Origin of the sequence: Suipraeoptans intestinalis, assembly GCF_009696485.1 — a bacterium.
Taxonomy (GTDB): Bacteria; Bacillota; Clostridia; order Lachnospirales; family Lachnospiraceae; genus Suipraeoptans; species Suipraeoptans intestinalis.
Genome location: NZ_VULY01000018.1, coordinates 1,495,518 through 1,520,944, shown reverse-complemented (window position 1 = coordinate 1,520,944; position 25,427 = coordinate 1,495,518). Strand labels below are relative to the sequence as shown.

At 49.5% G+C, this 25,427-nt stretch carries 22 protein-coding genes; 4 read left to right on the top strand and 18 right to left on the bottom strand.

Translation table 11 applies throughout. From position 1 onward, the window contains the following. Nucleotides 1-130: 130 nt before the first annotated feature. The 7 genes from pfkA to ispE form a co-directional block, all read right to left on the bottom strand. A complete protein-coding gene (gene pfkA / locus FYJ34_RS07950) occupies nucleotides 131-1,108 on the bottom strand; it encodes a 6-phosphofructokinase (RefSeq protein ID WP_154477652.1) in 978 nt (325 codons plus the stop codon). Between the two features lie 64 nt (nucleotides 1,109-1,172). Further along, nucleotides 1,173-4,658 (bottom strand): DNA polymerase III subunit alpha, encoded by a 3,486-nt coding sequence (locus FYJ34_RS07945; RefSeq protein ID WP_154477650.1) that lies wholly within the window; start codon nucleotides 4,656-4,658, stop codon nucleotides 1,173-1,175. A gap of 343 nt (nucleotides 4,659-5,001) precedes the next feature. Next, nucleotides 5,002-5,235, bottom strand: a complete 234-nt coding sequence (locus FYJ34_RS07940) for a polya polymerase (protein ID WP_154477648.1) — start codon at nucleotides 5,233-5,235, stop codon at nucleotides 5,002-5,004. A gap of 213 nt (nucleotides 5,236-5,448) precedes the next feature. Beyond that, on the bottom strand, nucleotides 5,449-6,306 hold the full coding sequence (locus FYJ34_RS07935) for a CvfB family protein (RefSeq protein WP_154477646.1): 858 nt from the start codon (nucleotides 6,304-6,306) through the stop codon (nucleotides 5,449-5,451). A 139-nt stretch (nucleotides 6,307-6,445) separates the two neighbouring features. After that, nucleotides 6,446-7,666: a cation diffusion facilitator family transporter gene (locus tag FYJ34_RS07930; protein WP_154477644.1), complete on the bottom strand. Its 1,221-nt coding sequence runs from the start codon at nucleotides 7,664-7,666 to the stop codon at nucleotides 6,446-6,448. A 14-nt stretch (nucleotides 7,667-7,680) separates the two neighbouring features. Next, the gene (locus tag FYJ34_RS07925) at nucleotides 7,681-8,358 is read right to left on the bottom strand and encodes a GntR family transcriptional regulator (RefSeq protein WP_154477642.1); all 678 of its coding nucleotides are present in this window, start codon (nucleotides 8,356-8,358) and stop codon (nucleotides 7,681-7,683) included. Nucleotides 8,359-8,360: 2 nt separating this feature from the next. Next, a complete protein-coding gene (gene ispE / locus FYJ34_RS07920; protein ID WP_154477640.1) occupies nucleotides 8,361-9,236 on the bottom strand; it encodes a 4-(cytidine 5'-diphospho)-2-C-methyl-D-erythritol kinase in 876 nt (291 codons plus the stop codon). Nucleotides 9,237-9,444: 208 nt separating this feature from the next. Between ispE and FYJ34_RS07915 the strand changes: the two genes are divergently transcribed. From FYJ34_RS07915 to FYJ34_RS07900, 4 genes are all read left to right on the top strand, one after another. After that, on the top strand, nucleotides 9,445-10,182 hold the full coding sequence (locus FYJ34_RS07915; RefSeq protein ID WP_154477638.1) for a lysophospholipid acyltransferase family protein: 738 nt from the start codon (nucleotides 9,445-9,447) through the stop codon (nucleotides 10,180-10,182). Between the two features lie 145 nt (nucleotides 10,183-10,327). Then, on the top strand, nucleotides 10,328-11,782 hold the full coding sequence (locus FYJ34_RS07910) for a nicotinate phosphoribosyltransferase (protein WP_154477636.1): 1,455 nt from the start codon (nucleotides 10,328-10,330) through the stop codon (nucleotides 11,780-11,782). 75 nt (nucleotides 11,783-11,857) lie between these two features. Next, nucleotides 11,858-12,934, top strand: a complete 1,077-nt coding sequence (locus FYJ34_RS07905; protein WP_154477634.1) for a D-alanine--D-alanine ligase family protein — start codon at nucleotides 11,858-11,860, stop codon at nucleotides 12,932-12,934. A gap of 15 nt (nucleotides 12,935-12,949) precedes the next feature. Further along, a complete protein-coding gene (locus FYJ34_RS07900; RefSeq protein ID WP_154477632.1) occupies nucleotides 12,950-14,329 on the top strand; it encodes a UDP-N-acetylmuramoyl-tripeptide--D-alanyl-D-alanine ligase in 1,380 nt (459 codons plus the stop codon). 313 nt (nucleotides 14,330-14,642) lie between these two features. Here the strand turns inward: FYJ34_RS07900 and FYJ34_RS07895 are convergent, their stop codons facing one another. From FYJ34_RS07895 to FYJ34_RS07845, 11 genes are all read right to left on the bottom strand, one after another. Next, the gene (locus tag FYJ34_RS07895; RefSeq protein ID WP_154477630.1) at nucleotides 14,643-15,692 is read right to left on the bottom strand and encodes an NAD(P)-dependent alcohol dehydrogenase; all 1,050 of its coding nucleotides are present in this window, start codon (nucleotides 15,690-15,692) and stop codon (nucleotides 14,643-14,645) included. A 209-nt stretch (nucleotides 15,693-15,901) separates the two neighbouring features. Next, entirely contained in the window at nucleotides 15,902-16,672 is a 771-nt protein-coding gene (locus tag FYJ34_RS07890; protein WP_154477628.1) for an ABC transporter permease, read from the bottom strand. After that, the gene (locus FYJ34_RS07885) at nucleotides 16,669-17,538 is read right to left on the bottom strand and encodes an ATP-binding cassette domain-containing protein (RefSeq protein WP_154477626.1); all 870 of its coding nucleotides are present in this window, start codon (nucleotides 17,536-17,538) and stop codon (nucleotides 16,669-16,671) included. The genes FYJ34_RS07890 and FYJ34_RS07885 overlap by 4 nt, the downstream gene beginning before the upstream one ends. Continuing rightward, nucleotides 17,525-19,156, bottom strand: a complete 1,632-nt coding sequence (locus FYJ34_RS07880; protein ID WP_154477624.1) for a sensor histidine kinase — start codon at nucleotides 19,154-19,156, stop codon at nucleotides 17,525-17,527. Before FYJ34_RS07880 ends, FYJ34_RS07885 begins: the two co-directional genes overlap by 14 nt. A 28-nt stretch (nucleotides 19,157-19,184) precedes the next feature. Continuing rightward, nucleotides 19,185-19,853: a response regulator transcription factor gene (locus FYJ34_RS07875; RefSeq protein ID WP_154477622.1), complete on the bottom strand. Its 669-nt coding sequence runs from the start codon at nucleotides 19,851-19,853 to the stop codon at nucleotides 19,185-19,187. Nucleotides 19,854-20,098: 245 nt separating this feature from the next. Next, entirely contained in the window at nucleotides 20,099-20,572 is a 474-nt protein-coding gene (locus tag FYJ34_RS07870; RefSeq protein WP_235899374.1) for an RpiB/LacA/LacB family sugar-phosphate isomerase, read from the bottom strand. Between the two features lie 186 nt (nucleotides 20,573-20,758). Then, nucleotides 20,759-21,622, bottom strand: a complete 864-nt coding sequence (locus FYJ34_RS07865; RefSeq protein WP_154477620.1) for a CPBP family intramembrane glutamic endopeptidase — start codon at nucleotides 21,620-21,622, stop codon at nucleotides 20,759-20,761. Between the two features lie 355 nt (nucleotides 21,623-21,977). Next, entirely contained in the window at nucleotides 21,978-22,847 is an 870-nt protein-coding gene (locus FYJ34_RS07860; RefSeq protein WP_154477618.1) for an aldose 1-epimerase family protein, read from the bottom strand. Between the two features lie 68 nt (nucleotides 22,848-22,915). Next, a complete protein-coding gene (locus FYJ34_RS07855; protein WP_154477616.1) occupies nucleotides 22,916-23,602 on the bottom strand; it encodes a D-lyxose/D-mannose family sugar isomerase in 687 nt (228 codons plus the stop codon). A gap of 27 nt (nucleotides 23,603-23,629) precedes the next feature. After that, on the bottom strand, nucleotides 23,630-24,478 hold the full coding sequence (locus FYJ34_RS07850) for a MurR/RpiR family transcriptional regulator (RefSeq protein WP_276959999.1): 849 nt from the start codon (nucleotides 24,476-24,478) through the stop codon (nucleotides 23,630-23,632). 47 nt (nucleotides 24,479-24,525) lie between these two features. Beyond that, nucleotides 24,526-25,392, bottom strand: coding sequence for a ketose-bisphosphate aldolase (locus FYJ34_RS07845; RefSeq protein WP_154477614.1), 867 nt, complete (start codon nucleotides 25,390-25,392; stop codon nucleotides 24,526-24,528). Nucleotides 25,393-25,427 lie beyond the last annotated feature (35 nt).

Genomic DNA, 25,427 nt, shown 5'->3' with positions numbered 1-25,427 from the left:
ATTCCCTCCGTGACAAAACAGCGAAAATGAGACTCTGCCAGTCTTTCTTTTCGCCGTTTTTCTGCCTGGATCCTTCTGCCCTTCTATCCGGCAGGGATCTGTTTTTTGTTTTATTTACACAAGAGCGCTTTTATAAAGCCAGCTCTTTTGCGATCTCATACTGATAATCCGGAATTCCTTTATTCATTCCCAGTGCTTCGTCAATATCAAAATCCACATACCGTCCCTCCCGGTAGCCTACTACCCGGTTGGACTTTCCTTCCATCAAAAGATCCACTGCCATAGCTCCCATGACAGAGGCATATACCCTGTCTTTACAGGTGGGGCTTCCGCCTCGCTGCATGTGTCCCAGTATGGTGGCTCTCGTTTCCATGCCGGTGGCCTCCTCGATCCTCTTGGCCATGTTGATGGAATCTCCTACCCCCTCCGCATTGATGATGATGTAGTTCTTTTTCCCGCGTTTGCGGCACTCCTGGATGTCTGCCACAATAGCGTCCTCATTGTAGTCGTGCTCCTCCGGCATCAAAATACGTTCTGCTCCGTTGGCGATCCCGCACCAAAGTGCCAGATATCCGGCATCTCTTCCCATTACTTCGATGATGGAGCACCTCTCATGGGACGTGGAGGTATCGCGCACCTTGTCAATGGCCTCCATCGCCGTATTCACAGCCGTATCGAATCCTATGGTATATTCTGTACATGCAATATCCAGATCAATGGTTCCCGGAAGACCGATGGTGTTGATCCCCAGATTCGCCAGCTTCTGTGCTCCCGCAAAGGAACCGTCTCCGCCTATGACCACCAGTCCGTCAATGCCGTACTTTTTACAGATGGCCGCTGCCTTCTGCTGCCCTTCCTCGGTTCGCATCTCCTCACACCGCGCCGTCTGCAGGATGGTTCCGCCTCTCTGGATGGTATCTGACACATCTCTGGCAGTCAGATCTATGATCTCTTCATTCAGAAGTCCCTGATACCCCCTGCGGATCCCTCTGACTTTTACTCCCTTGCCCAGCGCGGTGCGGACTACCGCACGAATCGCCGCATTCATTCCGGGCGCATCCCCTCCGCTGGTCAGGACTCCGATCGTTCTGATGATTTTCTCTGCCATGTATCTTTCCTCCCATTTCCTTCCAAAGCATTTCATTCTCTTCACTTGCTACATTGTACAAGAATTAAGTCGGCATTTCAATGGGCTTTTCTATCACTTTTACACAAGATTCTCCCAAATAATTTGTCAATCTGCTTAACAGCACCTCATCTGCCAGCACCTGCCGGTGTCTGGGCAGGCGCTTTACCGCCTTCTCTTTTTTGCAATAGATCACAACCTCTGTCGTTCCTTCTGCTCCCTCCAAAAGGGTGTAAAGCTGCCGCTCCTCCCTCCCGTAAGTCTCTATATCCGGGAACTGGAGCCACAGCTCCTTCCTGCCTCCTTCAATGGGAACGATGGTCTGGCAGATCAGCTTACTGTCCGCCCCATCCTCTTGAGACACCCTTCCCTTTATGAATACCTTGCTTTCTTCTTCCATGTACCGGTGGTTTTTTTCATAATCTCTGGGAAAAACCACGATCTCCATCGTCCCCAGAAGATCCTCCAGGGTAAGAAATGCCATAACTTTATTCGTTTTTGTATACTTAATGGTCTTGGCTGTAATGATTCCTCCCACCTGCTCCAGAGCGCCGTCCTGCACCTTCGTAGAACCGGTCTCTTCATCCAGCTGAAAATCCAGCGTCGTCCTGGAGATCCCTTTCCGCCAGATCCCTTCGTAGTCCTCCATGGGATGCCCGCTTAGATAAATGCCCAGCACTTCCTTTTCAAAGGACAGCCTGTTCTCCTTCTTATATTCTCCCACATCGGGAAGCCCCACTTCAAACTCACTTTTCTGTTCTTCCGGCAGAATATCAAACAGGGACATCTGTCCGGACATAGAGGACTTTTTCTCCTGCGCCACCTGATCCAGCACCTGGATGTAGATCATCATAAACTGCTTTCTGGTTCCTCCCAGGCCGTCAAAGGCTCCCGCTTTGATAAAGCTTTCTATGGTGCGTTTGTTGATCTCTTTTCCGGAAAGACGCTGTGCAAAATTTTTCAGGCTGTCAAACCTTCCTCCCTGGTTTCTCTCCCGGATGATGGCCTCAATCACCGGCCTTCCCACACTCTTGATCGCCGTCAGGGCATAGCGGATCTTTCCTTCCTCTACCGAAAAGTCTCTCTGGCTCCGGTTGATGTCCGGCGGCAAAAGCTCAATATTCATCTGCCGGCAGGTGTAGACATATTCCGATACCTTCTTGGGGTTGTCGATCACCGACGTCATAAGAGCCGCCATAAATTCCACCGGATAATAATATTTCAGCCACGCCGTCTGATAGGACACTACGGCATAGGCTGCCGCATGGGATTTGTTGAACGCATATTTGGCAAAGTCGATCATTTCATCGTAGATCTTGTTTGCCACCTGCTCCGGGATCCCATTGGCGATACAGCCCGGAATTCCTTCCTTCTCATTCCCATAGACAAAGTTCTGTCTCTCCTTTTGCATCACGTCCCCTTTTTTCTTGGACATGGCACGACGCAGCAAATCGCTCCGCCCCAGGCTGTAGCCCGCCAGATCTCTTACGATCTGCATAACCTGCTCCTGGTAGACGATACATCCATACGTCCCTTCCAGGATCGGCTTCAGCTGTGGACAGTCATAGGTAATGGTTCCCGCATTATTTTTTCCTTTGATGTATTGAGGGATAAAGTCCATCGGCCCCGGCCGGTAAAGAGAGATTCCTGCGATCACGTCCTCCAGGCTCTCGGGACGCAGTTCCTTCATAAAGCTTTTCATTCCGGCACTTTCCAGCTGGAACACCCCGTCTGTCCTTCCCGTTCCGATAGAGGCCAGCACATCCTTGTCATTGTAATCCATCTCATCCAGGGAAATCGGGTGTCCGCTGCTTTTTTCTGCCAGTCTGACGGCGGTCTGGATGACCGTCAGGGTACGAAGCCCCAGAAAATCCATTTTCAAAAGTCCCAGTTCTTCCAAAGTCGTCATCGTAAACTGCGTCGTAACAGAACCGTCCGATCCCAGGGAGAGGGGCACGTATTCCTCAATAGGCTCCTGGCTGATCACCACGCCGGCTGCATGCATGGATGTGTGACGGGGCAGTCCTTCCAGACGTCTTGCCATATCCAGCAGCTCCCTGACTTCCTCTTCCGTATCGTATCTTTGCTTCAATTCCGGATTGACTACCAGCGCCCTCTCCAGCGTCATGTTCAGTTCCATGGGGATCATCTTGGCGATCCCGTCCACAAACGCATAGGGAAGATCCTGTACCCGCCCCACGTCCCGGATCACACCCCTGGCCGCCATGGTTCCGAAAGTAGCGATCTGCACTACCCGGTCTACTCCGTATTTCTCCACCACATAGTCAATGACCTCCTGCCGTCTTTCAAAGCAGAAGTCAATATCAATATCCGGCATAGACACCCGCTCCGGGTTCAGGAACCGCTCAAACAGCAGCTGATACTTGACCGGGTCAATACTGGTGATCCCAAGACAGTAGGACACCAGACTTCCCGCCGCCGAGCCTCGTCCCGGTCCCACCATGATCTGATGATCCCTTGCATATTTAATAAAATCCCACACGATCAGGAAATAATCCACATATCCCATGGACTCGATGGTAGACAGCTCGAACAGAAGTCTCTCTTCCAGCATGTTCCACTGTTCTTCCCGGGCTGATGGATATCTCCTTTTCAGCCCTTCCCGGCACAGCCTTCGAAGGTAGGGGGCTGCCTCTTCCTGATCCGGCACCGCATATTTCGGCAGATGCATCTGTCCAAACTGGATCTCCACCTGACACCGATCTGCGATTTTCTGAGTATTTTCAATCGCCTCCAGCGCATAAGGAAACAGTTCCCGCATATCTTTTTCTGATTTGATGTAGTACTGTCCGCCTTCGTACCGCATCCGGTTCTCATCAGACAGCTTTTTCCCTGTCTGGATACAAAGCAGCATATCGTGAGGTTTTTCATCCTCCGCATAGGTATAATGCACATCGTTGGTGGCCACCAGCGGGATCCCTGCATCCTGGGACAATCTCAAAAGTGCCTGATTTACCTGTTTTTGCTGAGGCAGTCCGTGATCCTGCAGCTCCAGGAAGAAATTGTCCTCCCCAAAAATGTCCCGGTAACGGAGGGCGGCCTTTTTTGCCTCTTCATACATCCCCCGCAAAAGGTTTTTCTGCACCTCTCCCGCCAGACACGCGCTCAGGGAAATGATCCCTTTATGGAATCGCTGCAGCACCTCCAGATCTACTCTGGGCTTGTAGTAATACCCTTCCGTAAATCCCCTGGAAACGATCTTCATCAGGTTATGATAGCCCTCCTGTGTCTCTGCCAGAAGCACCAGATGGTGATACCGGTCTTCTCCTCCGCCAATCTCCTTGTCAAATCTGGATCCGGGCGCCACGTAGACTTCACAGCCCAGGACCGGGTGAATTCCTTCCTTTTTGGCCGCCTTATAGAAATCAATGACTCCGAACATGACTCCGTGGTCGGTAATGGCCACGCTGTTCATGCCCAGTTCTTTCACTCTTGCAATACATTCTTTGATTTTATTGGAACCGTCCAGCAGGCTGTACTCTGTATGGACGTGAAGGTGTGCAAATCCCATAGCTTTCCTCTTTTCTGTCTGATGATTCTATCTGCTAGAAATCCTTCATTTGGTGTTAATCCCTCTGTTTTTTGCGCGCAGCCATCCGACTCCGAAGGTTCCCAGAGACCACGCAGCTTTTTTTCTATTATACACCATCTCCTCTCCTTTGGAACACCCCGGAAGCATACTTCCCCTAAAATCCCGTCATACATTCAAAAAAGTGTGAAGCCTCTGCCTTTTCTGGCGGAAGTCCCACACTCTCCTGGAAATCTTTTTTATCTGTATATGATCTGTACACCGTTTTTCGTGTCTGAGCCTTTGGGCGCGGGCAGCTTCCCCTACTCGCCTCTAATCCGCTTCCCTAGCCGTTGATCATGAAGCTGACCAGCTTATCAATATCTTCCGGCTCGTGAGCCACGATCTCCAGCTCCGGGATCTCTCCGTTAGAAAAAATATTTGCCATGGATACAAACTGTGACAGCTTGGATTTCAGGTTCAGACGGTCGCCTTCGCCGGTTACCAGCTCTACCTTTCCTTTACAGCTGTCTACCACTTTAAAAAATCCTTCAATATCTGTAATGTTCTGTACTTTCATGCTCTGTTTTCTCCTTTTCTTTCTCTTAAAATATCTTCTGTCCTGCCCGGCAGCCTCCGTGCCTGCTGCCTCCAAAACCTTTTCTGCAGCCGGGGCCTTCCTCTCGGAAGCCGGGTTGCATCCTCTGGCTTTCATTATACTCTATGTTGCCGGTTTTTGCTACTGTTTTCCCCAATTCCCGACAGCCTTGCTTTGGAATCCGGGAAAGTACGATTATGATTCCTTTTCCAGTACGATAGAGTGCTCCAGGATCTTCACCTGTTTTTCTTTCATCAGGCGGCCCACCGCACGCTTAAACCCGTTTTTGCTCAGCCCTGTTTCCCGTCGGATCCGATCGGGATCTGCCTTATCGGTAAACGGAAGGCTTCCTCCTCTTTCTTTCAGCTTTTCCAGCAAAAGCTTTGCATCGTCCTCCATCTGCAAAAATGCTTTTTTCCGGATGCTCAGATCCAGCTTTCCATCCTCCTTTACCCGGGACACCCTGGCCTGTATCCTGTCTCCCACTGCGAAGGTTCCCAGCGCTTCCTGCTTGGGGATCCGCCCGGAATATTGATCGTCCACTGCCACAAACACTCCGAAATTGTCGCTGATCTCGTACACCCGCCCTTCTACCTGGGCATCCTTCTCATAGGGGGAGTCTGTCCGCAAGTGTTCATAGATCTTCATCGTCGCACACAATCGCTTGGTCTTGTCCACATACAAAGATACTAGAACCTCCTGACCTTCCCTGACTTTTCCCGTTTGTTCCCGGAAGGGAAGAAGCAGATCTTTTTCCAGTCCCCAATCCAAAAAAGCGCCTATTTTCCCCACTTCTTTCACCGTCAGAAGCGCCAGCTTTCCCAACGTGATCTTTGGCAGCTGTGTGGTTGCGATCAGCCGGTCCATAGAATCTCTGTATAAAAACACTTCCAGCTCCTGTCCTTTTTCCACCGGCTCCGGCACCTGCTTTTTGGGCAACAGTACCTTTTCCGCCTCACTTCCCAGATAAACTCCAAAATCCACCTGCTTTACCACCGCCAGCTTTTGCACCTGCCCCAGATAGCCTTCTAATTTTAGATTTTTCTCTTCCATATCTTCCTCTTTCCTGTTCTGAACTTTCTGGCCCGGCAGCTTTCTCTTTCACCGCTCTCTTCTGTCTGTTCCAGGCCTTTGTCGCTCTGCCCGGCAGCCTTACCGATCTCTTGCCTGTTCCCACGCCTGTCGGCCTTCTCTACCGGTCATCCTTTTGATCCACATCTTCCTTTTTCTGCGGTTCCTCTGCCGCCACAAAGCTTTTCTCCACTGTGATCACGCACTGATACCTGGGATCCGCCATCCTAAGAAGCTTGATCACAGCACGTTTCAGCTGCTCCTGTTTTTTTCCGTCATACTCATAGGGCACCACCATGTCAAAGATCAGGTTTGCCTGCTCTTTTCCATCCACCATCCGAAAATCATGAATGGCAACGCCCGGATCGACGGCGTCCAGCACTTCTTCTACTTTCCTTTTTGCCTCCAGCACACGAACATTCTGTGTTTCTATCGGATCCATGTGAATCACCAGAAAGACCCCCAGCTTTTTGATCGCATCTCTTTCGATTCGGTCAATGATCTCATGGGATTCTTCGATCCCCACATGGTTTGGCACCTCTGCATGGATCGACGCCATGTTCCTGCCCGGCCCGTAGTGATGTACGATCAGGTCATGGCTTCCCAGGATCCCCGGATAGCCTTCCACGAAGGTGGTGATCCTTTTATATTCCTGCGGATCCACCGGCTCTCCGATCAACGGCTCAATGGTTTCTCTCGCGATCCCAATCCCTGCCCACATGACAAAAAACGATACTCCTACTCCCACATACCCGTCCACATTCCAGCCTGTGAACCGGAAAAAGAGGACAGAGACGACCGTTACCGTCGTGATCAGAACGTCTCCAAAGGCATCCGTTGCCGTAGCTTGCATCACCTTGGAGCCGATCCTTTTTCCCAGCTTCCGGTTAAATCCTCCCAGCCAAAGCTTCACCCCTATAGAGATCAACAAAATGACCACGGATCCTGTCTGAAATTTTAATGCCTCTGGGTGCCGTATCTTTGTGATAGATTCCTTCAGGAACAGAAATCCCACCTGCATGACCAGAAACGCTACGATCAGAGCCGCGATATACTCGATCCTGCCATGTCCGAAGGGATGATCCTTGTCTGCCGGCTTGCTTGCCATCCGCATTCCCACCAGCCCTATCACAGAGGCTCCTGCATCTGACAGGTTGTTAAAGGCATCCGCCAATACGGATACGCTCCCTAATACCAGCCCTACCCCCGCTTTCAGAAGGAACAGAAGAAAGTTGCAGATCACGCCTGTCGTGCTGGTCAGTACGCCATAGGCGGTGCGGACGGATACCTGATCGGTCTGCTCGTAGTCTTTGATCAGGTGCCTCACTAAAAATTCTGTCATACATTTTCTCCCTGTTAGTTTTGCTTGGTACGGATCGCATCAATGACAGTTTCCACCTGATTGTCAATGTGGCGGCACATCACTTCCGTAGCTTTTTCCTTATCTCTCCTGCTGATATGGCGGATAATGTCTTCGTGCTCCCTTGTCAGCACCGGATAAGCCTCGTCATTTTTCAGATATTCCACCCGATACCGGTACATTTGCTCCCGCAGGTTGTTCAGTAGTTGCACCAGCTTTTGATTGTCCGTAGCCATATATAAAATATCATGAAATTGCACGTCTGCTTCCGCCACTCTGGTAATGTCTCCGCTCTGCAGGCTTTTTTGAAACTCCCTGGCCGCCTCCCGCAGCTGCTGTATCTCTTCCTCCGTGATCTTATCGCAGGCCAGCTGTACCGCCAGTTCTTCCAGCGCCTTTCTTACTTCCAGCACATCTCTTAAGCTTTTTTCCGTGATCTCTGCCACCTCTGCCCCTTTTCTGGGGATCATCAGTACCAGACCTTCCAGCTCCAGCTTACGGATCGCTTCGCGGATAGGCGTCCGGCTGACGCCCAGCTTGTTTGCCAGCTTGACTTCCATCAGCCTCTCTCCCGGCTTCAGTTCTCCTTTCAGGATCGCCTGCCGCAGGGTATGGAACACCACATCTCTTAAGGGTAAATATTCATTCATCGTCACTTGAAAATTTGCTTCCATCTCTATCTCCTTCCCGGCCGATGGACGTTGGTCACGTAGATCTGCTTCGCCAGACGCTGTTCCCAAAGTCTTTTTGCCGCCGATGCTGCCTGCCTTCTATTTTCAAAAATCCCGAACACGGTAGGTCCGCTGCCGCTCATCATAGCGTTCACCGCGCCATTTTGTATCATACTTTCCTTGATGTCGGCGATCACCGGATATTCCTTCACCGTTACAGATTCCAGTACATTTCCCATGTTTTTCACCACAGTCTCCAAAGATCCTGCCTGCAGTCCCTCCAGAATCCCGTCAATGGGAGGGTGTTCCTTGATGGGTGTCCCATCCAGCTTTTCATACACCTTCGCCGTTGACACGCTGACAGGCGGCTTTGCAATGACCATGATACATTTGGGCAGATCCGGAAGCGGCGTCAGTTTTTCTCCGATTCCCTCTGCCAGCGCCGTTCCCCGCAAAATGCAGTAGGGAACATCTGCTCCCAGCGTCTCTCCCCGCTTCATCAATTCTTTCTGGGACAACCCCAGCTGAAACAGACGATTGATCCCAAACAAAACAGATGCGGCGTCGGTGCTTCCGCCTGCCATCCCGCCTGCCACCGGGATCCGTTTTTCAATGTGCATGCGGATTCCGGTATCTATCTGAAATTCTTCCAACAGAAGCCTTGCGGCACGGTATGCCAGATTCTTTTCATTTGCAGGCAAAAAGAACAGATTGGTGGTCAGCTCGATCCCCTGCTCCTTCTTTTTCTTGATGCAGATATCGTCATAGAGATAAACAGACTGCATGACCATGCGCACATCATGGTAGCCATTGTCTCTCCTGCCCAACACATCCAGCCCCAGATTCACTTTCCCCAGTGCCTTTAATTCTATCTGATCCATGAGACACCTCCTGATTGTATCTTGTATACAGTGTACCTTTATTCCTCCAAAAAAGCAATAAGAATTCTGCCCAACTTTCTCTGATCTATGGTATATTAAGTAAGTATATAAAACTGTTTGGAGGAAGGCGTCAAACACGTCTTTTTCAAATATCCAGAAATAAAAAATCCCAAGATGCAGGCTGCCTGCAAAAGGAAAGGACAAGTATATGATTCGATTTTGTTTTGTTGCACTGTTTTTAATCGCCTATTTGGTACTGGGGATCCCTGTGCTGGGACTTCTGTGGCTTCTGAAAAAAATAAATCCGAAGGCCGCCGACTACATCAGCCTCCGAATGGTCCAGTATGCCTTCCGCTTTTTCTTGTTTTTGTCCGGAGTTTCCGTCACCGTCATCGGAGAAGATCGGATCCCGGAGGAAGCAGCTCTTTTTGTGGGGAATCACCGCAGCTACTTTGACATCCTCCTGACCTACTCCAGATGTCGGAGACTGACCGGATTTGTCGCAAAAAAAGAAATGCTGCGCTATCCTCTTTTGCGCACCTGGATGAAGCGGCTGTATTGTCTGTTCCTAGACCGTGACAATCCCCGCGAAGGGCTAAAGACCATCCTGACCGCCATCGAACAGGTAAAACAGGGGATTTCTATTTTCATTTTTCCGGAAGGAACCCGCAACCGGCAGGAGGAAGGAAGTCTGCTGCCCTTCCACAGTGGTTCTTTCAAGATCGCAGAAAAATCCGGCTGTCCCATCGTCCCGGTCACACTGAACCATACCGCCGCCATCTTTGAGCAGCAATTCCCAAAGATCCGCCCTACATCCGTGGTACTGGAATATGGAGATCCCATCTACCTGGATCGTCTGACCCCGGAGGAAAGAAAAAACATCAGCACTTCCTGCCAGGCTTTGATTCAGGAAACCCTGATCAAAAACGGCAGCCTCGCAAAATAAGTCTTTTCAAAGACTTTGTGAGATATGATGCCCCTCTTGAAGCGGGTCACTTTGTTAAGCTTTTGTTTTCCTTTCCCTTTTGAGTCTTTGGTGCTATAATAAGGCAAAGTTTTATTGTGTACGGAATCTGAAAAGGAGACGACCTATGAATCGACCAAAATTGACATTACTGACGGATCTGTATGAATTGACCATGATGCAGGGGTATTACGTACATGGTCAGACAGAAACCGTTATTTTTGATGTGTTTTTCCGAAGCAATCCCTGCAACAACGGATATTCCGTCTGCGCCGGACTGGATCAGATCATCGACTACATCAAGAACCTCCACTTCACCTACGAGGATGTGGACTATCTTCGCAGTCTCGGCCTGTTCTCCGACGATTTTCTCCACTATCTGAGCGGATTTCATTTCAGCGGAGACATCTACGCCATACCGGAAGGCACCGTAGTCTTTCCCCGGGAGCCTCTTTTAAAGGTAATTGCTCCCATCATGGAAGCACAACTGGTGGAGACTGCTATCCTGAACATTCTGAACCATCAGTCCCTGATCGCCACCAAAACCTCCCGCATCGTGTTTGCGGCGAATGGAGACGGCATCATGGAATTCGGACTGCGAAGAGCGCAGGGACCCGATGCCGGTCTGTATGGAGCCAGAGCCGCCATGATCGGCGGATGTGTCGGCACTTCCAACGTCCTGGCGGGTCAGTTGTTTGACGTGCCGGTCATGGGAACCCATGCCCACAGTTGGATCATGAGCTTCCCCGATGAATACACGGCGTTTAAAACGTATGCGGATATGTATCCGGATAACTGCACGCTTCTGGTGGACACCTATGACACATTGAAGTCCGGCGTTCCAAATGCCATCCGGGTCTTCCACAAAATGAAAGAGGAAGGCAAGCCTCTGAAGCGATACGGCATCCGCCTGGACAGCGGCGACCTTGCCTACCTGTCCAAGAAGGCCAGACAGATGCTGGACGAGGCCGGATTTTCGGATGCCACCATCTGTGCCTCCAACGATCTGGATGAATACCTGCTCCACGATCTGAAAATGCAGGGAGCAGCCATTGATTCCTGGGGAGTGGGCACTAATCTCATCACCTCCAAGGACTGCCCCTCTTTCGGCGGCGTCTATAAGCTGGCGGCCATCCAGGACGCCGAAGGCGTTTTTCTTCCCAAGATCAAGATCTCTGAAAATTCAGAAAAGATCACCAATCCGGGAAATAAGACGATCTTCCGCATCTACGACAAGGCTTCCCAGAAGGTCAAGGCGGATCTGATCGCTTTTGCAGATGAAGTTTTTGATCCCTCTGAGGATCTGCTGCTGTTTGATCCGGTAGAAACCTGGAAGAAGACCCTTTTGCCCGGCGGCACCTACACCATCCGGGAACTTCTGGTTCCGGTATTCCGTCACGGGGAATGTGTGTATACCTCCCCTACCGTGAAAGAGATCGCCGACTACTGCAAACAGGAAAAGGACACTTTGTGGGATGAGACCAAGCGTCTTTTCTACCCCCACCGGGTTTATGTAGATCTGTCTCCCCGTTTGTATGAGGTGCGAAAAACCCTGCTGGACCAGATCCATTCCTCCCGTTGATCCGGGAAGCGGCCACATCCCGGCAGCCTCTGATGATCAGATGTCTGCCCCCGAAAGATGAAAGGATTTTATAACATGAAAATTATTGTACTTGCGGGAGGATTAAGTCCCGAACGTGACGTTTCACTGATATCCGGCGCCGGCATCTGCCGGACTCTGCTGGAAAAAGGCCACCAGGCATTCCTGCTGGACGTGTTTTTTGGCCTTCCTTATGATTCCGCCAGGTTGGAGGAGGTCTTTTCTCTCCCTGACCATGGCCTGTCCATCGCCAAGGGCATCCAGACGACCGCGCCGGATCTGAAAGCGCTGCGGACAGCCAGGCAGGACGATTCCTCCTGCTACCTGGGCCCCAATGTGACAGAGCTTTGCCGGATGGCAGATATCACGTTTATCGCTCTCCACGGCTCAGACGGAGAAAACGGAAAGATCCAGGCCACTTTCGATCTTCTTGGGATCCGATATACCGGTCCCAATTCTCTGGGCTGCGCCTTATCCATGAATAAGCTGGTGGCAAAGCAGGTATTTAAAATGTCACGCGTTCCTACCCCAAGAGGCACCTCTTTGACCGCTTCTACCAAGGATCTTCCCCTGGAAGAGCTGGGCTACTATCTTCCTTTGGTCATCAAGCCCTGCAGCGGCGGCTCCAGCATCGGCGTTTATATCGTTCACACGGAAGAAGAATACCGTAGCGCCATCCACCAGTCCTTCTATGTGGACGGACAGGAGGAGGTAGTGATCGAGCCCTACATCAAGGGAAGAGAATATGCCTGCAGCATTATCGCCGGAAAAGCGCTTCCCATTGTAGAGATCATTCCCAAGGACGGGATCTTCAACTATGCCAACAAATATCAGCAGGGCGGAGCAGCCGAGCTTTGTCCCCCTGTTTCTCTGGACAGCAAAACCCAGAAGAAGATGCGAAAAGCTGCGGAAAAAGCATTCCTTTCCCTGCGCCTGGACGTCTATGCCCGCGCAGACTTCATCGTAGATGAATCCGATGGAAAGTTTTACTGTCTGGAAATGAACGGTCTCCCCGGAATGACGCCTGCCAGCCTGATGCCGAAGGCGGCAAAAGCCGCCGGCCTGGAGTATGGAGACCTGTGCGAAAAAATCATTGAGGAGTCCATCGCGGCACGCTACTCCTCACCTGAATAAAAGGAGGATGAAACAATGAAGCATCTGACATTAAGAGCGATTACGGCTGCCTGTAAGGGAGCCTACCACGGTCCGGATTCCCTGTTGGATACAGAAGTGGGACAGGTCGTGATCGACAGCCGGAAGGTAGAATCCGGCGATCTGTTTGTAGCCATCAACGGCGAAAGTCTGAACGGGCATCAGTTCATTCCCGGAGCCGTGGCAAATGGTGCCGTCTGCGTCGTTTCCCACGAGGACCTGGGAAAGACAGATTTTCCGTATATTCTGGTGGAATCCACCGGTCAGGCACTTTTGGACATTGCCAAGTTCTACCGGGATCTGTTTCCGGTAAAGGTGGTAGGAATCACCGGAAGTGTAGGAAAGACCAGCACAAAGGAAATGATCGCCTCCGTCCTCTCTCAGAAATACTGTGTGCATAAGACTTTGGGCAACTTCAACAACGAGTGGGGACTTCCCATTACCCTGTTTGAAATGAATGACTCCCATCAGGTAGCCGTTCTGGAGATGGGCGTCAACCATTTCGACGAGATGCGCCGTCTTTCCTCTGTTGCACAGCCCGACGTCTGCGTCCTTACGAATATCGGAGTCGCCCACCTGGAATTTTTCAAGACCCGGGAAGGGATTCTGGAAGAAAAATCCAAGATGATCCAGGATCTGAAAGAAGGCGGCAGCATCATCTTAAATGGAGACGATGATCTGCTGGCTCAGGTCCCCCCTACAAAAGGAGCCGTTCCTCTCCTCTATGGAACCCAGCCCAACTGTGCCTGCTATGTTGACCAGGTAGAGCCCTTGGGACTTCGCGGCACCAGATGTACCATCCACCTTCCGGACGGGACTTCTTTTTCCTGCGTCATCCCTTTGCCGGGATCACATATGATCTCCAATGCACTGGCCGGAGCCGCTGTCGGACACACGATGGGCTTAACGGCAGATGAGATCCGCCGCGGGATCGAGCAGCTTCCTTCTATTCCCGGAAGAAATCATATCATCCAGACTGACTCTATCATCATACTGGACGACTGCTACAATGCCAATCCGGTTTCTATGAAGGCTGCTCTTGACGTGCTAAGCCTGGCAGAAGGACGAAAGATCGCCGTTCTGGGAAATATGGGGGAACTGGGGATGAACGAACGCCAGCTTCACCGGGAGGTAGGCGAGTACGCCGCCTTCTGTAATCTGGATCTTGTCTGTGGAATCGGCGATCTGGCAAAAGACCTGGTGGAAGGAGCCGCTTCCTCCGATCCGGCTGTTCCCAGCCGCTGGTTTGCCTCCAAGGCCGACTTTCTGGCAGAACTTCCCCACATCATCCGGCCGGGAGACAATGTGCTGGTCAAGGCTTCCCATGGCATGGAATTTCCCGAACTGGTGGAAGCATTGACAAACTTTCGCGGATAGAGGCCTTTAATACTATGCAATGTGCGGATCCTTCGGGATCCGTTTTCTATTATCTGACCGGGTTTAAATCTCTCTTTCTACTATCGCCTCCTCTTTATTCGGTTATTCCTGCTTTTGTTTTGGAGTTATAGCTCAACACATTTTGTCCTATAAGCCCCCTTTTGTAAGTAGTGTCCCTTTAACCAAGTAAAAACCTCTGCCGCACCGGAAGATTTCTTTTTACGATCTCTTCTCTGGCACCTCAGAGGTTTTTTGTGTCTACTTTTGGCTATATCTATGTTGTTTCCTAGCGACTTTTTCCTGTTTCTTCGTCTTATTTCTTAATCTGAATGACCGCTTTTACGATATCGGCCTTATTGCTTACGCTATAATCCATTGCTTTTTGCACATGCTCCAGCGGGAAAATGTCCGTCACGATCCCCTTCAGGTTCACTTTTCCACTTGCAACCGCCTCAATGGCCAGGGGATAAATATGCCGATACCGGAACACCGTCTTAAAGGTCAGCTCTTTGTCCAGCACCAGGCTCATGGGAAGTGTCATTTCTCCCGTCTTGCTGTATCCCACCAGCACCAGATTAGACCCCTTTTTGGCAACACGGATCGCCTGTGTGGTAGTGATCTGCGTCCCTGCCGTTTCAATCACCAGGTCTGCTCCCTTTCCGTCTGTCCACTGGCAGATCGCCTCTTCTACATTTTCTTTTGCCCCATTGATGACTTTGGTCGCTCCCAGTTCCAGGGCTTTATTTAAGCGTTTTTCCATGATATCCACCACGCAGACCTCTGAAACGCCTCTTGCCAGAAGCGCCATCATGGACACCAGTCCGATACAGCCGGCTCCCATTACCACCGCTTTCTGCCCCAGGTGCGCATCTCCCTGAATGGCCGCATGGAATCCTACCGCCAGAGGCTCGATCAAAGCTGCCTCCAGTGTCGTCATGGAATCCGGGATTTTAAAGCAAAGATCTGCTTCGTGTGCCACATATTCCTGGAACACTCCGTCTACCGGCGGCGTAGCAAAAAAGATCACGTCCGGACACAGATTATACTTCCCTTCCCGGCAGAACGCACAGTGACCGCAGGTTTTTCCCGGCTCCAGCGCCACCTTATCTCCTACCTTCAAGTGTGTCACCTGTTCTCCCACTTCCACTACCACTCCGCCGGGCTCATGCCCTAGCACAAAAGGAGGCTCTACCACATAGCTTCCTATAGCACCTGTTTCGTAATAGTGCAGATCAGATCCACAGATTCCCACATACTCCAGCCTGACCAATACTTCATTTGCTGCCGGCTTTGGAATCTCTCTCTCCTCAAATGCCATCTGGCCTATCCCTGTCATTACTGCGACCTTCATTTTCCCTTCCATGTTATCGCCCTCCGCTACTTTGTTAATTATTTTAATAAAGTAATTTTATTATCCCTCTTTTTTCTTGAAAAGTCAAGTAATTTCCCGTACGCAAAAAGGCGATCTCTTTGTGGAGCGTTCTACATAGGATACCGGTTTCAATTTATCTTCTCTGTTGAATCCCCGACAGATTTTCAGCACCTTCTCCCGAAAACACTTATCCCGGGGCTTTAAGCAAGCCCTTTTCTCCTCCGAAAGCTGACGCTGCCCAGAAACAACAGGATGGCAATGGCAGAGGAAAACAGGAAAGCCTGTACCAGCGGTGCCGCATTATATGATTTTCCCAGCCAGAAATCAATGTAACGGTAACCGAAATGGTATGTGGGAATCAGCTTCGCCACCATTGTGACTCCCTGCGGCAGCTGTTCCGGTCTGGCTCCCATCATCCCGCTAACGAACATCAAGGCAAAATAGATGATCATAGTGGTGCCATAAGCCGGTCCGAATTTCTGGATCGCATAAGCGATAGAATGGGAAATGACCAAAAACACGATCGATAATAGGTAAAAGCAGGCAATACTGACAGCCGCCCTTCCCGGAGTCGGCCACAGGATCTGCAATCCTACAACCGCCGCTATCGTGTACAAAATCAGGCAGACGGTTATACATAAAAGATATGCCACCAACCGATACACCAGAGTCTGCTGCGGTTTCAGTCCAAACAGCTGCAGCCGCAGAGGGATCTTCATTTCCAGCTCCTGGGCGTAATTTGCCGCATATCCGATAAACATGATCGCCATGGGAATCACCATGGCCATGGTGATATACAGCTGTGTCTGCACCTCCGGCAGCATATCCTTCGGAACGTCTGAAAAGGTGATCTTCCCCATAAAAAGCAGCATAAAAATCGGAAATACCAGTCCAAACAGGATAGAAAATATATTTCCCACTATACATTTCCACTCATAGATGATCATCTGCACATCTCTTCTTCTTTTCATTTCCGTTCCCCCTCCCAGTTTGCCTTTGCATTCGTTACCATCAGCTCAATATCCCTGTGTGTTCTCACATAATCGATGTTTGCCTGACGCAGAGCCTCTGCCAGTCTTCTCTCCTCTTCCTCTTCATCACATCGTACCGCAATCCGGTCCTCTGCCGTCTTTAGGTTTTTGTATCCCTGTGCGATCTGCTGGGCCAACGGATTTCGTTCAAAAATCAGGGCGCGTTTTCCACAATACTTTTGGAACAGTTCTTCCTTCGTTCCGTAGTCCACCACCTGTCCCTGTTCCAGAAGCAGAAGCTTATCCACCAGAGACTCCAGTTCTTCGTAATAGTGAGATACGACCAAAAGCGTCGTATTCCTTTTGTAGTACCATTTCTGAAGCAACTGCATCAGCCGCGTCCTGGTCTCAAAGTCCAGTCCGGATGTCACCTCATCAAAAATGGTAAGCGGACTCTCCTGGCACATCACCAGAATCATTGTCAGTCTTTGTTTTTGACCGCCTGACAAAGCCTTGTAGCGTTTCCGCAAGCACTCTTCAAATTCAAAAAACCGGATCAGCTCCTGCGCCACTTCGTGTTCTTTGATGTGGCATCCCAGGATCGCTTCCATCACATCTTTTACCGGTACCAGGCTGCTGTATTCATTTTGCTGCATATGAACGGCAATCTCCTCCACCGGAATCTTTCTTCTTACTTCTCCCCGATAGGGCACCAGCTTCAGCACCGCACGGATCAGTGTGGTCTTCCCCGCTCCGTTGGAACCGATCAGCCCCAGTTTCTCTCCCGCTTTAATTTCTATCCTATCTGTGATAGACAGCGCTTTTTTCGTTCCATAGCTGACTTCCAGATTTCTAAACTCCAGCATATCCTGCTTCCTCCCTCCTGTACTCCAACACCACCGCTACGCCTTGCTCTGTATTTTCAATCCGACATTCCATCCCCAGCAGTCCTGCATAAAAATCTGTCAGATATAATCCCAGCCCATGTGCGTCTCCTTCTGTATTTCCTGATACAAACGGTTCTTTCACCAGGGAAAGAAGCTCTGTTTCTATGTGAGCCGGTTCATTTTCTATCCGGAAGCCTTCCGGAAACACTGTGATCCGGATTCTTCCTCCCTCTTCCGTATACTGGACGGCATTTCCAATCAGGTTGTCCAAAATATGTTCCAGCATATCTTCATCCGTTTTCCAGACCGCTTCTCCTGTTACTTCCACGCTCAGCCGTCTTTCCCTTCGCTGAGGCGCCGTTTTTTCCACCATCCCGTCAATCAGCTTCCGAACCGGGACCATGACCGGCATCGGATCCTGCTCCGCCTTATTCATGTAAAGCACATCCTCTATCATACGCTGCATGGATTGCAGCTGTTCCTTGACTTTAGGCAGATAAGTTTCATAATCTGCGTAGCGCCCCACTCTCTGGATCATTCCTTCCACCAGAAGCAACGTTGCGGCAATGGGCGTTTTTAATCGGTGGGAAGACGCCCGCAAAAACACTTCCTTTCGCTGGCTGATCTCAGACAGTCGCTGATACTGCCGCTGTTTTGTTTCATACAGATCCCGGACATTGTCCGCCAGCTCTGCCAGCTCGTCCCCTCCTTTTACCGCCGGAGGCAGAAGGATACTCTCCGTCCCTTCTTTTGCCGCTGCGGTATATTGTTGGATCCTGACAACCGGCTCTACCAGCCTTCTGGAAAACAGCAGGGAGCCTGCCAGCACTATCACAAACAGGACGGCTATGATCATTGGAAGATTTTGCAGGATCACCGGAAGAATATCATTGATCCGGGGAATCATTTTGGAAGCGGCCGTAATGTAGATCCCGTCTTTTCTCACACTGCATACGACGTAAGTTTTGTATTCTTCCTTCTGAGAGATATCCATCACTCCCATTTCCAGCATGACCGTATTGTCTCCTATTTGCTGATACGCAATGTCTCCATCGGTGCTTTCATAGGTTGTCCATTGTATATCCGCTTCCAGCCCGGTACCTTCTGCCATCTGTGCCTGCATACGACTGACATAAGCTTCAAACATTTTCAGATCTTTTTTTAATTCCGGATCTTTTATAGTGAGCTTTTCCGTTTTCTTATTCCATTTGATTTTTTCCCGTAGCTGTTCCGCCAGCTTTTCATCCTTTCCCGCTTTCAGTAAATACCGTTTGTATCTTGAAACGACGGCATTGATCCTTTCTTCTTTGATCCGTACCGTTCCGCTGGCAAACGGACTGACAAAGGTGATCACATCCTTGTCTTTTGGGATATGAACAGAGATCACCGTTCCGCTTTGGCCCTTCAGTTTTTTCTTTCCCTGCTCTTTGTTCTCCAGCGCTGCCATGTGGACGGCTTTCACTGTCTCCCTGTTGTTGCTTTCCTGATAATCCACATACAATGCCGGCAGAAGAATGACCATATGCACCAGCAGCAGCACTGCCACCAGCACTCCCAGTATCAGACTGTACATTAACGTCTTTCTCCCCAGTTTCATTTTACCGTCCCTCCCCTCTCCAATTCCTTTATGTTTGACTGCTGTCAAACTGATATCCGATTCCTATCACTGTTTTAATATAGGGTTTTGGCAGCTTTTTACGGATATTTTTTATATGGGCGTCAATAATCCTGTCATTTCCCACATAATCCTCATGAAACGCCCCTAATATCAACTGTTCCCTGGTCATAACCCGCATGGGATGATCTGCCAGAAGTTTCAGCACCAAAAATTCACTGACCGTCAGGACAATCGGCTCCCCATCACAACTGACCTGAAAAGATTCCGGATCCATATATAAGCCGTTTTGACCCTGCGGCTGCCTGGGGGCCATTCTTCTTAAGATCGTCTCGATCCGCTTCAGTAAGATAATAGGAGGCGCCGGCTTTACAATGTAATCATCTGCAAAAGCATTGAAAGCCTCCACCTGCGTTTTGATGTCGTCTAATGCCGTCAGCATAATAACTCCCATCCCCTTTGTTTCCTCCTTTGCCCGGATCTGTCTGAGAACCTCCACTCCTCCGGGTCCCGGAACCATAATATCCAGCACCGCCAGATCAAAGGCTCCTGTCTGCAGATAATCAAGCGCTTCCCTTCCTGTTGCGGCTTCCGTTACCTCATGCCCCGACAGCAACATGTATTCCGCCAGCACTCCCCGTATGATCTCCTCATCTTCCAGTAATAATATCTTTGCCATATTGCCCTCCCTTATCTGCTTTTATCCTAGCATACGCCTGTGAAGCTGGTATGAAGATACCGTGCAGCATTCATGAAAATTTTACCATTGTTCCGGGTTCTTGTATGCCACTTTTTTCGAGGATCTTCTTTTCTTCGAATCGTCCCAAACGCGTGCCCTATTTTTTGCGTCTCCCCAAAGAAAAAAGGCACCGGTCTCTGGAAATTCCTTCCTTTGACTGTGCCTGTTCCTCTTCCGGCTACTGGCTATCCGGATACTCCAAACGCTTTTTCTTCAAACTCCACCAGCTTGTCATACTCTTTTTCTACCATCCTTGCCATCTCCGGCGTCAATCCAACCATATGCTCCGCTTCCAGCCAGGCCTTGGCCATTTCGATCCCCATCTCATGCCCTACGATGAAACCACCCATACACAGCACATTGGTGTTATTGACCGTTTTTGCTCTTCTTGCCTGATAGACACTTTCGCACAGAGCAGCATACACTCCTTTGTGTTTGTTGCAGATGATGCTGACGCCCATCCCTGTCCCGCAAAGTGCGATCCCTCTGTCATAGGCGCCTGTTTGCACCCCCTCTGCCACCGCTGTCGCTACATCCTGAAACAGGATCGGCTCCTTTGGATCCACGTCAAAAATCTCATATCCCTCTTTCTCCAGCACTTCCTTGATTGCATCCTTCAGTGCAAATCCGCAAGGATCTGCCCCCATAATGATCTTCATATGACTCCCTCCCTGTTATGTTTTATCCCGGTACAGACATCTTTGGAACTTTTTCTTAGATTTATTCTACCACAGTTTCATCCAGACTATTTTATTTATCTCCTTCCTGTATCGAAACAATGATACCTTATGAAACAATACCTGATATCTGGAATACTATTAGCCTCCATACCGGAATACTAATTTTCACACAAGCAAAATTCCTGCCAGCAGCAGCCCCACACTGCAGCCGATGGCAATCAGCCATCTTTTCTTCCCTTTGTAGCGAGGTTCGATCAGTCCTGTTCCCCACACCAGCAGCACCGGCATCAGACATCCAAGAATACAGTAGGATCCCAGAATGCGAAGAGAAGAAACCGTCTGTGCCGCTCCGGCCCCAACTTCTGCTCCTTTTCCCGCAAAAAATCCGATGGTCACACTGATCAGATTGTTCAGAAAATGCAGCAGCATAGAAAGGGTCAGATTGTTCTTTTTCACCACCAGCCAGGTCAATAAGGCTCCCAAAAGAGCCGTGGATAAAAATCTTGCAACACTCAAATGAAATATTCCAAAGAAAACCCCCATGATCAAAATGATCGTCCCGTCCTTTTTCATGGACCGCAGATGGGACAAGATAGCCCCTCTTTGAATAGCCTCCTCACAAACAGCCGGCAGAATGGCCGCTATAAGGACAATGGACAAAAGACTTTGCTTGGAATACAAAAAGGAGCTCAGCCCCTCCACTTCATCCATAGCTCCCGGAAACAGCACCAGCGCTGCTCCAATGGCGATCATGGAGCACATTAATCCTGCCGGAGCCAGGATGAATATCCCGATACATTCCCGAGGCTTTGGTACTTTTATAGGGAACACTTCCTTCAGCGGCGTCCTGTGCAGGCATGCCACAGCAATTGCAAGCGCAAGAAACATCAGCTCTGTCAGAACCAGTCCCGTCATCCCCCATCTTGCCTGCATATAACCGCCTGCCGTAAACAGCAGTCCTACAACGATCCCCTCCAGTAAAAACGCCTTCCACGGTCTCCAAGTTGTCTGCTTTGTAAACGAATCCATGTCACTTCCTCCTGTCAGTAGCTTGTATCAATATATGCCTTTATTTCAACGGGCAGAATCTACTCGCCTGTAGCAATGACAACGTCAACTTCACAGAAGCCTCTGTCGTTGATATAGTAATAAACATCTAACATACAATATGGCATGTGATCACAAAAAATACAACGAGTTTTTGAGAGTTAACCACATTTTTTACAGCGAAAAAAGTTTCTTTTCTTCGATTATTCTTCCATGCTGTAACTAAAAAACAGACCCGGAGTACCCTAAAGGCAATCCAGGTCTTGCTTCGTTTCGACAGATCGTGTCTGTGGCAAAAGGCCCCCAGTCAAAAAGCGCCGCATGGCATAGAAGTGTTTTATACCAGTTCCATTCTCCAGCTTTTCTGAAGCGTCTCCCTTTCTTTCAGGCACACCATGTCCTCTTTCCCGGCAATGTCTTCTACCACACCGTCTCTCCCCGGAAGCGTCAGCCAGGGTTCCAGGCAGAGGAATGGCGCCTCCGCTTTGGTCGTGTGCCAGATTCCCAGATACGGAAAGTCTTCGTAAAAGAAGCGGATTCCTTTTGTTCCCTTTTCTGTTCCCAAAAATACCTCTCCCGGTGTGTCCGAAAGTACAATGGCATCCTCGTCAAACAGGTCGTGCCTGAGAGGAAGCCGCCTCCCATCCTTCAGTAAAAATTCTTCCGCCTGACCTGTAACCAGGCAAGTTTCCGAAAACTGAACCCGTTTTGGTCTGCACGGCCGGCAAAATTCCAGATGATATTCCGAAAACTCCAATCCCTCTTCCATGGGGATGCAAAATCCCGGATGTCCTCCCAGTCCAAAATACATGGAAGCCTCTGACCGGTTTTCTACCTGGTAGGATACCTTTACACAGCTGCCCTCCAGCCGGTATCGGATCCTTAGTCGGAAGTGAAAGGGATATTCCTTCAGGCTGTCTTCATCTTCCTGCAGTTCAAACAGTGCTTGCGTCTCGCTTTTTTCTATAAGGGTAAATATTTTTTCCTTGGCAAATCCGTGCAGCCCTATCACATATTCCTGCCCCTGCAGCCGATATTTTCTTTCATACAGCCTGCCGACTATAGGGAACAGCACCGGCGAGTGTTCCTCCCAGTAGGCTTTTTCTCCCGTCCACAAATATTCTGTCCCGTCTTTTTGTACAGAAACAAGTTCCGCCCCTTTTTCCTGAATGCGCACGATTACATGTTCGTTCCTTAGTTCCTGCATCTTCTGTCGTTCCTTTCTCTCTCATTTCTATCGGGCCGTATCAGATTCCTCCATCACCCGACTCATTTTTATGCATCCGCCTTCGGATACTCATTGCAGAGCAATCGGTAAGGCAACTCGTCCTCCTCGATCTGAGGGAATCTGCCGATCTCTTCGTAAAAGAAATTGTCCCGTTCATCATCGTTGCACATGGAAACTTCTCCTAAAAGTACCGGTCCTCCCTCCTTGGGAACCTTAAAATCGTGAAACAGGAAGGGCGTGATCGTAATGCTTTCTCCCGGTGTCAGGCAAATACTTGTTCCTGCCGGAACCACCTCACACTTTCCGTCTCTGTGAACCGTCACGTCCGTATCCAGTTTTTCCTTGTCCGGTGTTCCGTTGTAAACCGTAATATACACATCATTCCCTCCGCGGTTGATAATATCTTCCATCTTGGCTGCGTGAAAATGAAGAGGTGAGGACTGTCCCTCGTACAGCATCAAAAGCTTTTCTGCGTAGGTTTTGGGATAAGCCTTCGCATTCTTTGTATTCCCATTCCTGATAGTCAAAAGACCAAACCCTACTTCATGGAACCTTCCCAGCCCATAGTCTGTAATATCCCAGCCAAGCTGGTTATCTCGAATCTCATCAAATTCTTTTCCTCTGTCCTTCCAGTCCTCTGCCTCCCAGTTTGCAAAAGGCGGTAAGCAAAACCCTCTTTCCCGGATAAGGTTCTCCATGTCGCGGATGACCTGATTAATTTCTGAACGTTTCATAGCATTGCCTCCTGATACTGTTTTATTTTATACTTTCGATTCGGAAAGGATCATCTCCGGACGGTCTGCCTGACGGCTCTCAATCAATTCATGATTCATCACAAAGCTGAGCAATCCGTCAAGAACCGCCACTTCATTCAGATGCGCATACCGCTTATAGTAGTTGAAATTTTCTTCTTTTCCCGCCGAATACAACACATAGTCTGCCAGCTCGGCAATGGGGGAGCCTTCATACGCCGTAACGGCGATCACCTTCAGCCCCTTTTCTTTTCCCAGTTCAACTCCTTTTAATACCTGCTTTGATGTTCCTGACTGGGAGATGGCTAAAAGAATATCTCCCTCCTCAGCCAGATTGACATGGTTCATAAAGTATTCCGCTGCCGTATGAAATGTACTGCGAATCCCCAGCCGCCCCAGGCGAAATCCTGTATATTCTGCCAGATGGCAGGTGTTTCCCACCGCCAGAATATGGACTCTTTTACAGCTTCTAAGCAGATAGACGCAGGCTGCCATCGTCTGGATGTCCAGCCCTTTCCCGATATTTCGGATATTTTCCGCGTATTCATGAAACAGCTGATCGATTTCATCATGCTTATCCATTCTGGGGGAATCTTCATATTGCTTTCTTCCCAGGTCTCTTGCCAGGGCAATACGAAACTGATAATAGCCGGCGTAACCTAAATGATGGCACAGCCGCACTACCGTGGCATCGCTGACCCCACTTTCTTTTGCAAGATTGGATACATTAAAGTCTACTGCTTTCTGCGGATCCCTTAGAATCACATCTGCCACTTTTCTTTCGGCTGAAAAGATCAAATGATAATTCTCTCCTATCACATCAAGAACTTCTCTTTCAAGTATATTGCTTTCCTTCACTGAAAAAACACCTTTCCATCATCACTTGTTATCTCACTGCCAACTCTTTAGCAGTATTTGTCTCCCTGGCCGAGTGTCCGAAACAATGCCAGTTTATTTTTCGCACACGCTTTCATTGCTTCCATACACAAAGGTTCGATCACATTTGGTTCCCTTAGGCTCTCATCCTTCAGCACTTCTCGCATTTTCTGGAAATACGCCACCTTAATATCTGAAGAAATGTTGATCTTCTGGATCCCGATTTCCACTGCTTTTCCAATTTCTTCATCCGGATTGTTGGATCCTCCGTGCAGCACCAGAGGAATACTTACCCGTTCTTCGATCGCTTTCAGGATATCCAGCTTTAATTCCGGCTTCATTCCGGCCGGGTACAGGCCATGGCAGGTTCCGATGGCAACCGCCAGTGTGTCTACCCCCGTTTCCGCCACAAATGTTTCCGCATCTTTCGGATCCGTGTAAATGATCTGCGCAGTTCCTCCCTCAAAATCTGCAGGATCTGTAGAACCGATGGTCCCCAGTTCTGCTTCCACAGAAACCCCCGCTGCATGAGCGATTTCTATCACTTTCTTCGTTCCCGAAATATTCTCTTCGAAAGGAAGTTCTGCCCCATCAAACATCACGGATGTAAATCCGGCGCAAATAGCACGCACGATCACAGAAAAATCGCTGCAATGATCCAGATGGATACATACAGGCACCTTAGAGTGAATCGCTTTTTCACGAATGGCAAGCACCATTTCATTTCCGATAAATTTCAATTCATCCGGATGAATCTCAAGGATCACCGGAGAATTTGTCTCCTCGCAAACTTCCATGATTCCCAAAAACATGGCATAATCCGAAATATTGAATGCCGGAATCGCGAATCCGTTTTTCTTTGCCACCGTCAAAATTTCCTTCATGTTCATCAACATCTTTTTGTCCTCCATCTTTTTCCTTTTTCTTTTAT

Bases quoted from the DNA above. Each gene is read 5' to 3' on its own strand.
- FYJ34_RS07900 (WP_154477632.1), top strand. From the start codon at position 12,950: ATGAAGCATCTGACATTAAGAGCGATTACGGCTGCCTGTAAGGGAGCC.
- FYJ34_RS07930 (WP_154477644.1), bottom strand. From the start codon at position 7,666: ATGACAGAATTTTTAGTGAGGCACCTGATCAAAGACTACGAGCAGACC.
- FYJ34_RS07945 (WP_154477650.1), bottom strand. From the start codon at position 4,658: ATGGGATTTGCACACCTTCACGTCCATACAGAGTACAGCCTGCTGGAC.
- pfkA (WP_154477652.1), bottom strand. From the start codon at position 1,108: ATGGCAGAGAAAATCATCAGAACGATCGGAGTCCTGACCAGCGGAGGG.
- FYJ34_RS07940 (WP_154477648.1), bottom strand. From the start codon at position 5,235: ATGAAAGTACAGAACATTACAGATATTGAAGGATTTTTTAAAGTGGTA.
- FYJ34_RS07885 (WP_154477626.1), bottom strand. From the start codon at position 17,538: ATGCTGGAGTTTAGAAATCTGGAAGTCAGCTATGGAACGAAAAAAGCG.
- FYJ34_RS07855 (WP_154477616.1), bottom strand. From the start codon at position 23,602: ATGAAACGTTCAGAAATTAATCAGGTCATCCGCGACATGGAGAACCTT.
- FYJ34_RS07895 (WP_154477630.1), bottom strand. From the start codon at position 15,692: ATGGAAGGGAAAATGAAGGTCGCAGTAATGACAGGGATAGGCCAGATG.
- FYJ34_RS07875 (WP_154477622.1), bottom strand. From the start codon at position 19,853: ATGGCAAAGATATTATTACTGGAAGATGAGGAGATCATACGGGGAGTG.
- FYJ34_RS07860 (WP_154477618.1), bottom strand. From the start codon at position 22,847: ATGCAGGAACTAAGGAACGAACATGTAATCGTGCGCATTCAGGAAAAA.
- FYJ34_RS07935 (WP_154477646.1), bottom strand. From the start codon at position 6,306: ATGGAAGAGAAAAATCTAAAATTAGAAGGCTATCTGGGGCAGGTGCAA.
- FYJ34_RS07915 (WP_154477638.1), top strand. From the start codon at position 9,445: ATGATTCGATTTTGTTTTGTTGCACTGTTTTTAATCGCCTATTTGGTA.
- FYJ34_RS07925 (WP_154477642.1), bottom strand. From the start codon at position 8,358: ATGGAAGCAAATTTTCAAGTGACGATGAATGAATATTTACCCTTAAGA.
- FYJ34_RS07865 (WP_154477620.1), bottom strand. From the start codon at position 21,622: ATGGATTCGTTTACAAAGCAGACAACTTGGAGACCGTGGAAGGCGTTT.
- FYJ34_RS07905 (WP_154477634.1), top strand. From the start codon at position 11,858: ATGAAAATTATTGTACTTGCGGGAGGATTAAGTCCCGAACGTGACGTT.
- ispE (WP_154477640.1), bottom strand. From the start codon at position 9,236: ATGGATCAGATAGAATTAAAGGCACTGGGGAAAGTGAATCTGGGGCTG.
- FYJ34_RS07890 (WP_154477628.1), bottom strand. From the start codon at position 16,672: ATGAAAAGAAGAAGAGATGTGCAGATGATCATCTATGAGTGGAAATGT.
- FYJ34_RS07845 (WP_154477614.1), bottom strand. From the start codon at position 25,392: ATGTTGATGAACATGAAGGAAATTTTGACGGTGGCAAAGAAAAACGGA.
- FYJ34_RS07910 (WP_154477636.1), top strand. From the start codon at position 10,328: ATGAATCGACCAAAATTGACATTACTGACGGATCTGTATGAATTGACC.
- FYJ34_RS07880 (WP_154477624.1), bottom strand. From the start codon at position 19,156: ATGAAACTGGGGAGAAAGACGTTAATGTACAGTCTGATACTGGGAGTG.
- FYJ34_RS07870 (WP_235899374.1), bottom strand. From the start codon at position 20,572: ATGAAGATCATTATGGGGGCAGATCCTTGCGGATTTGCACTGAAGGAT.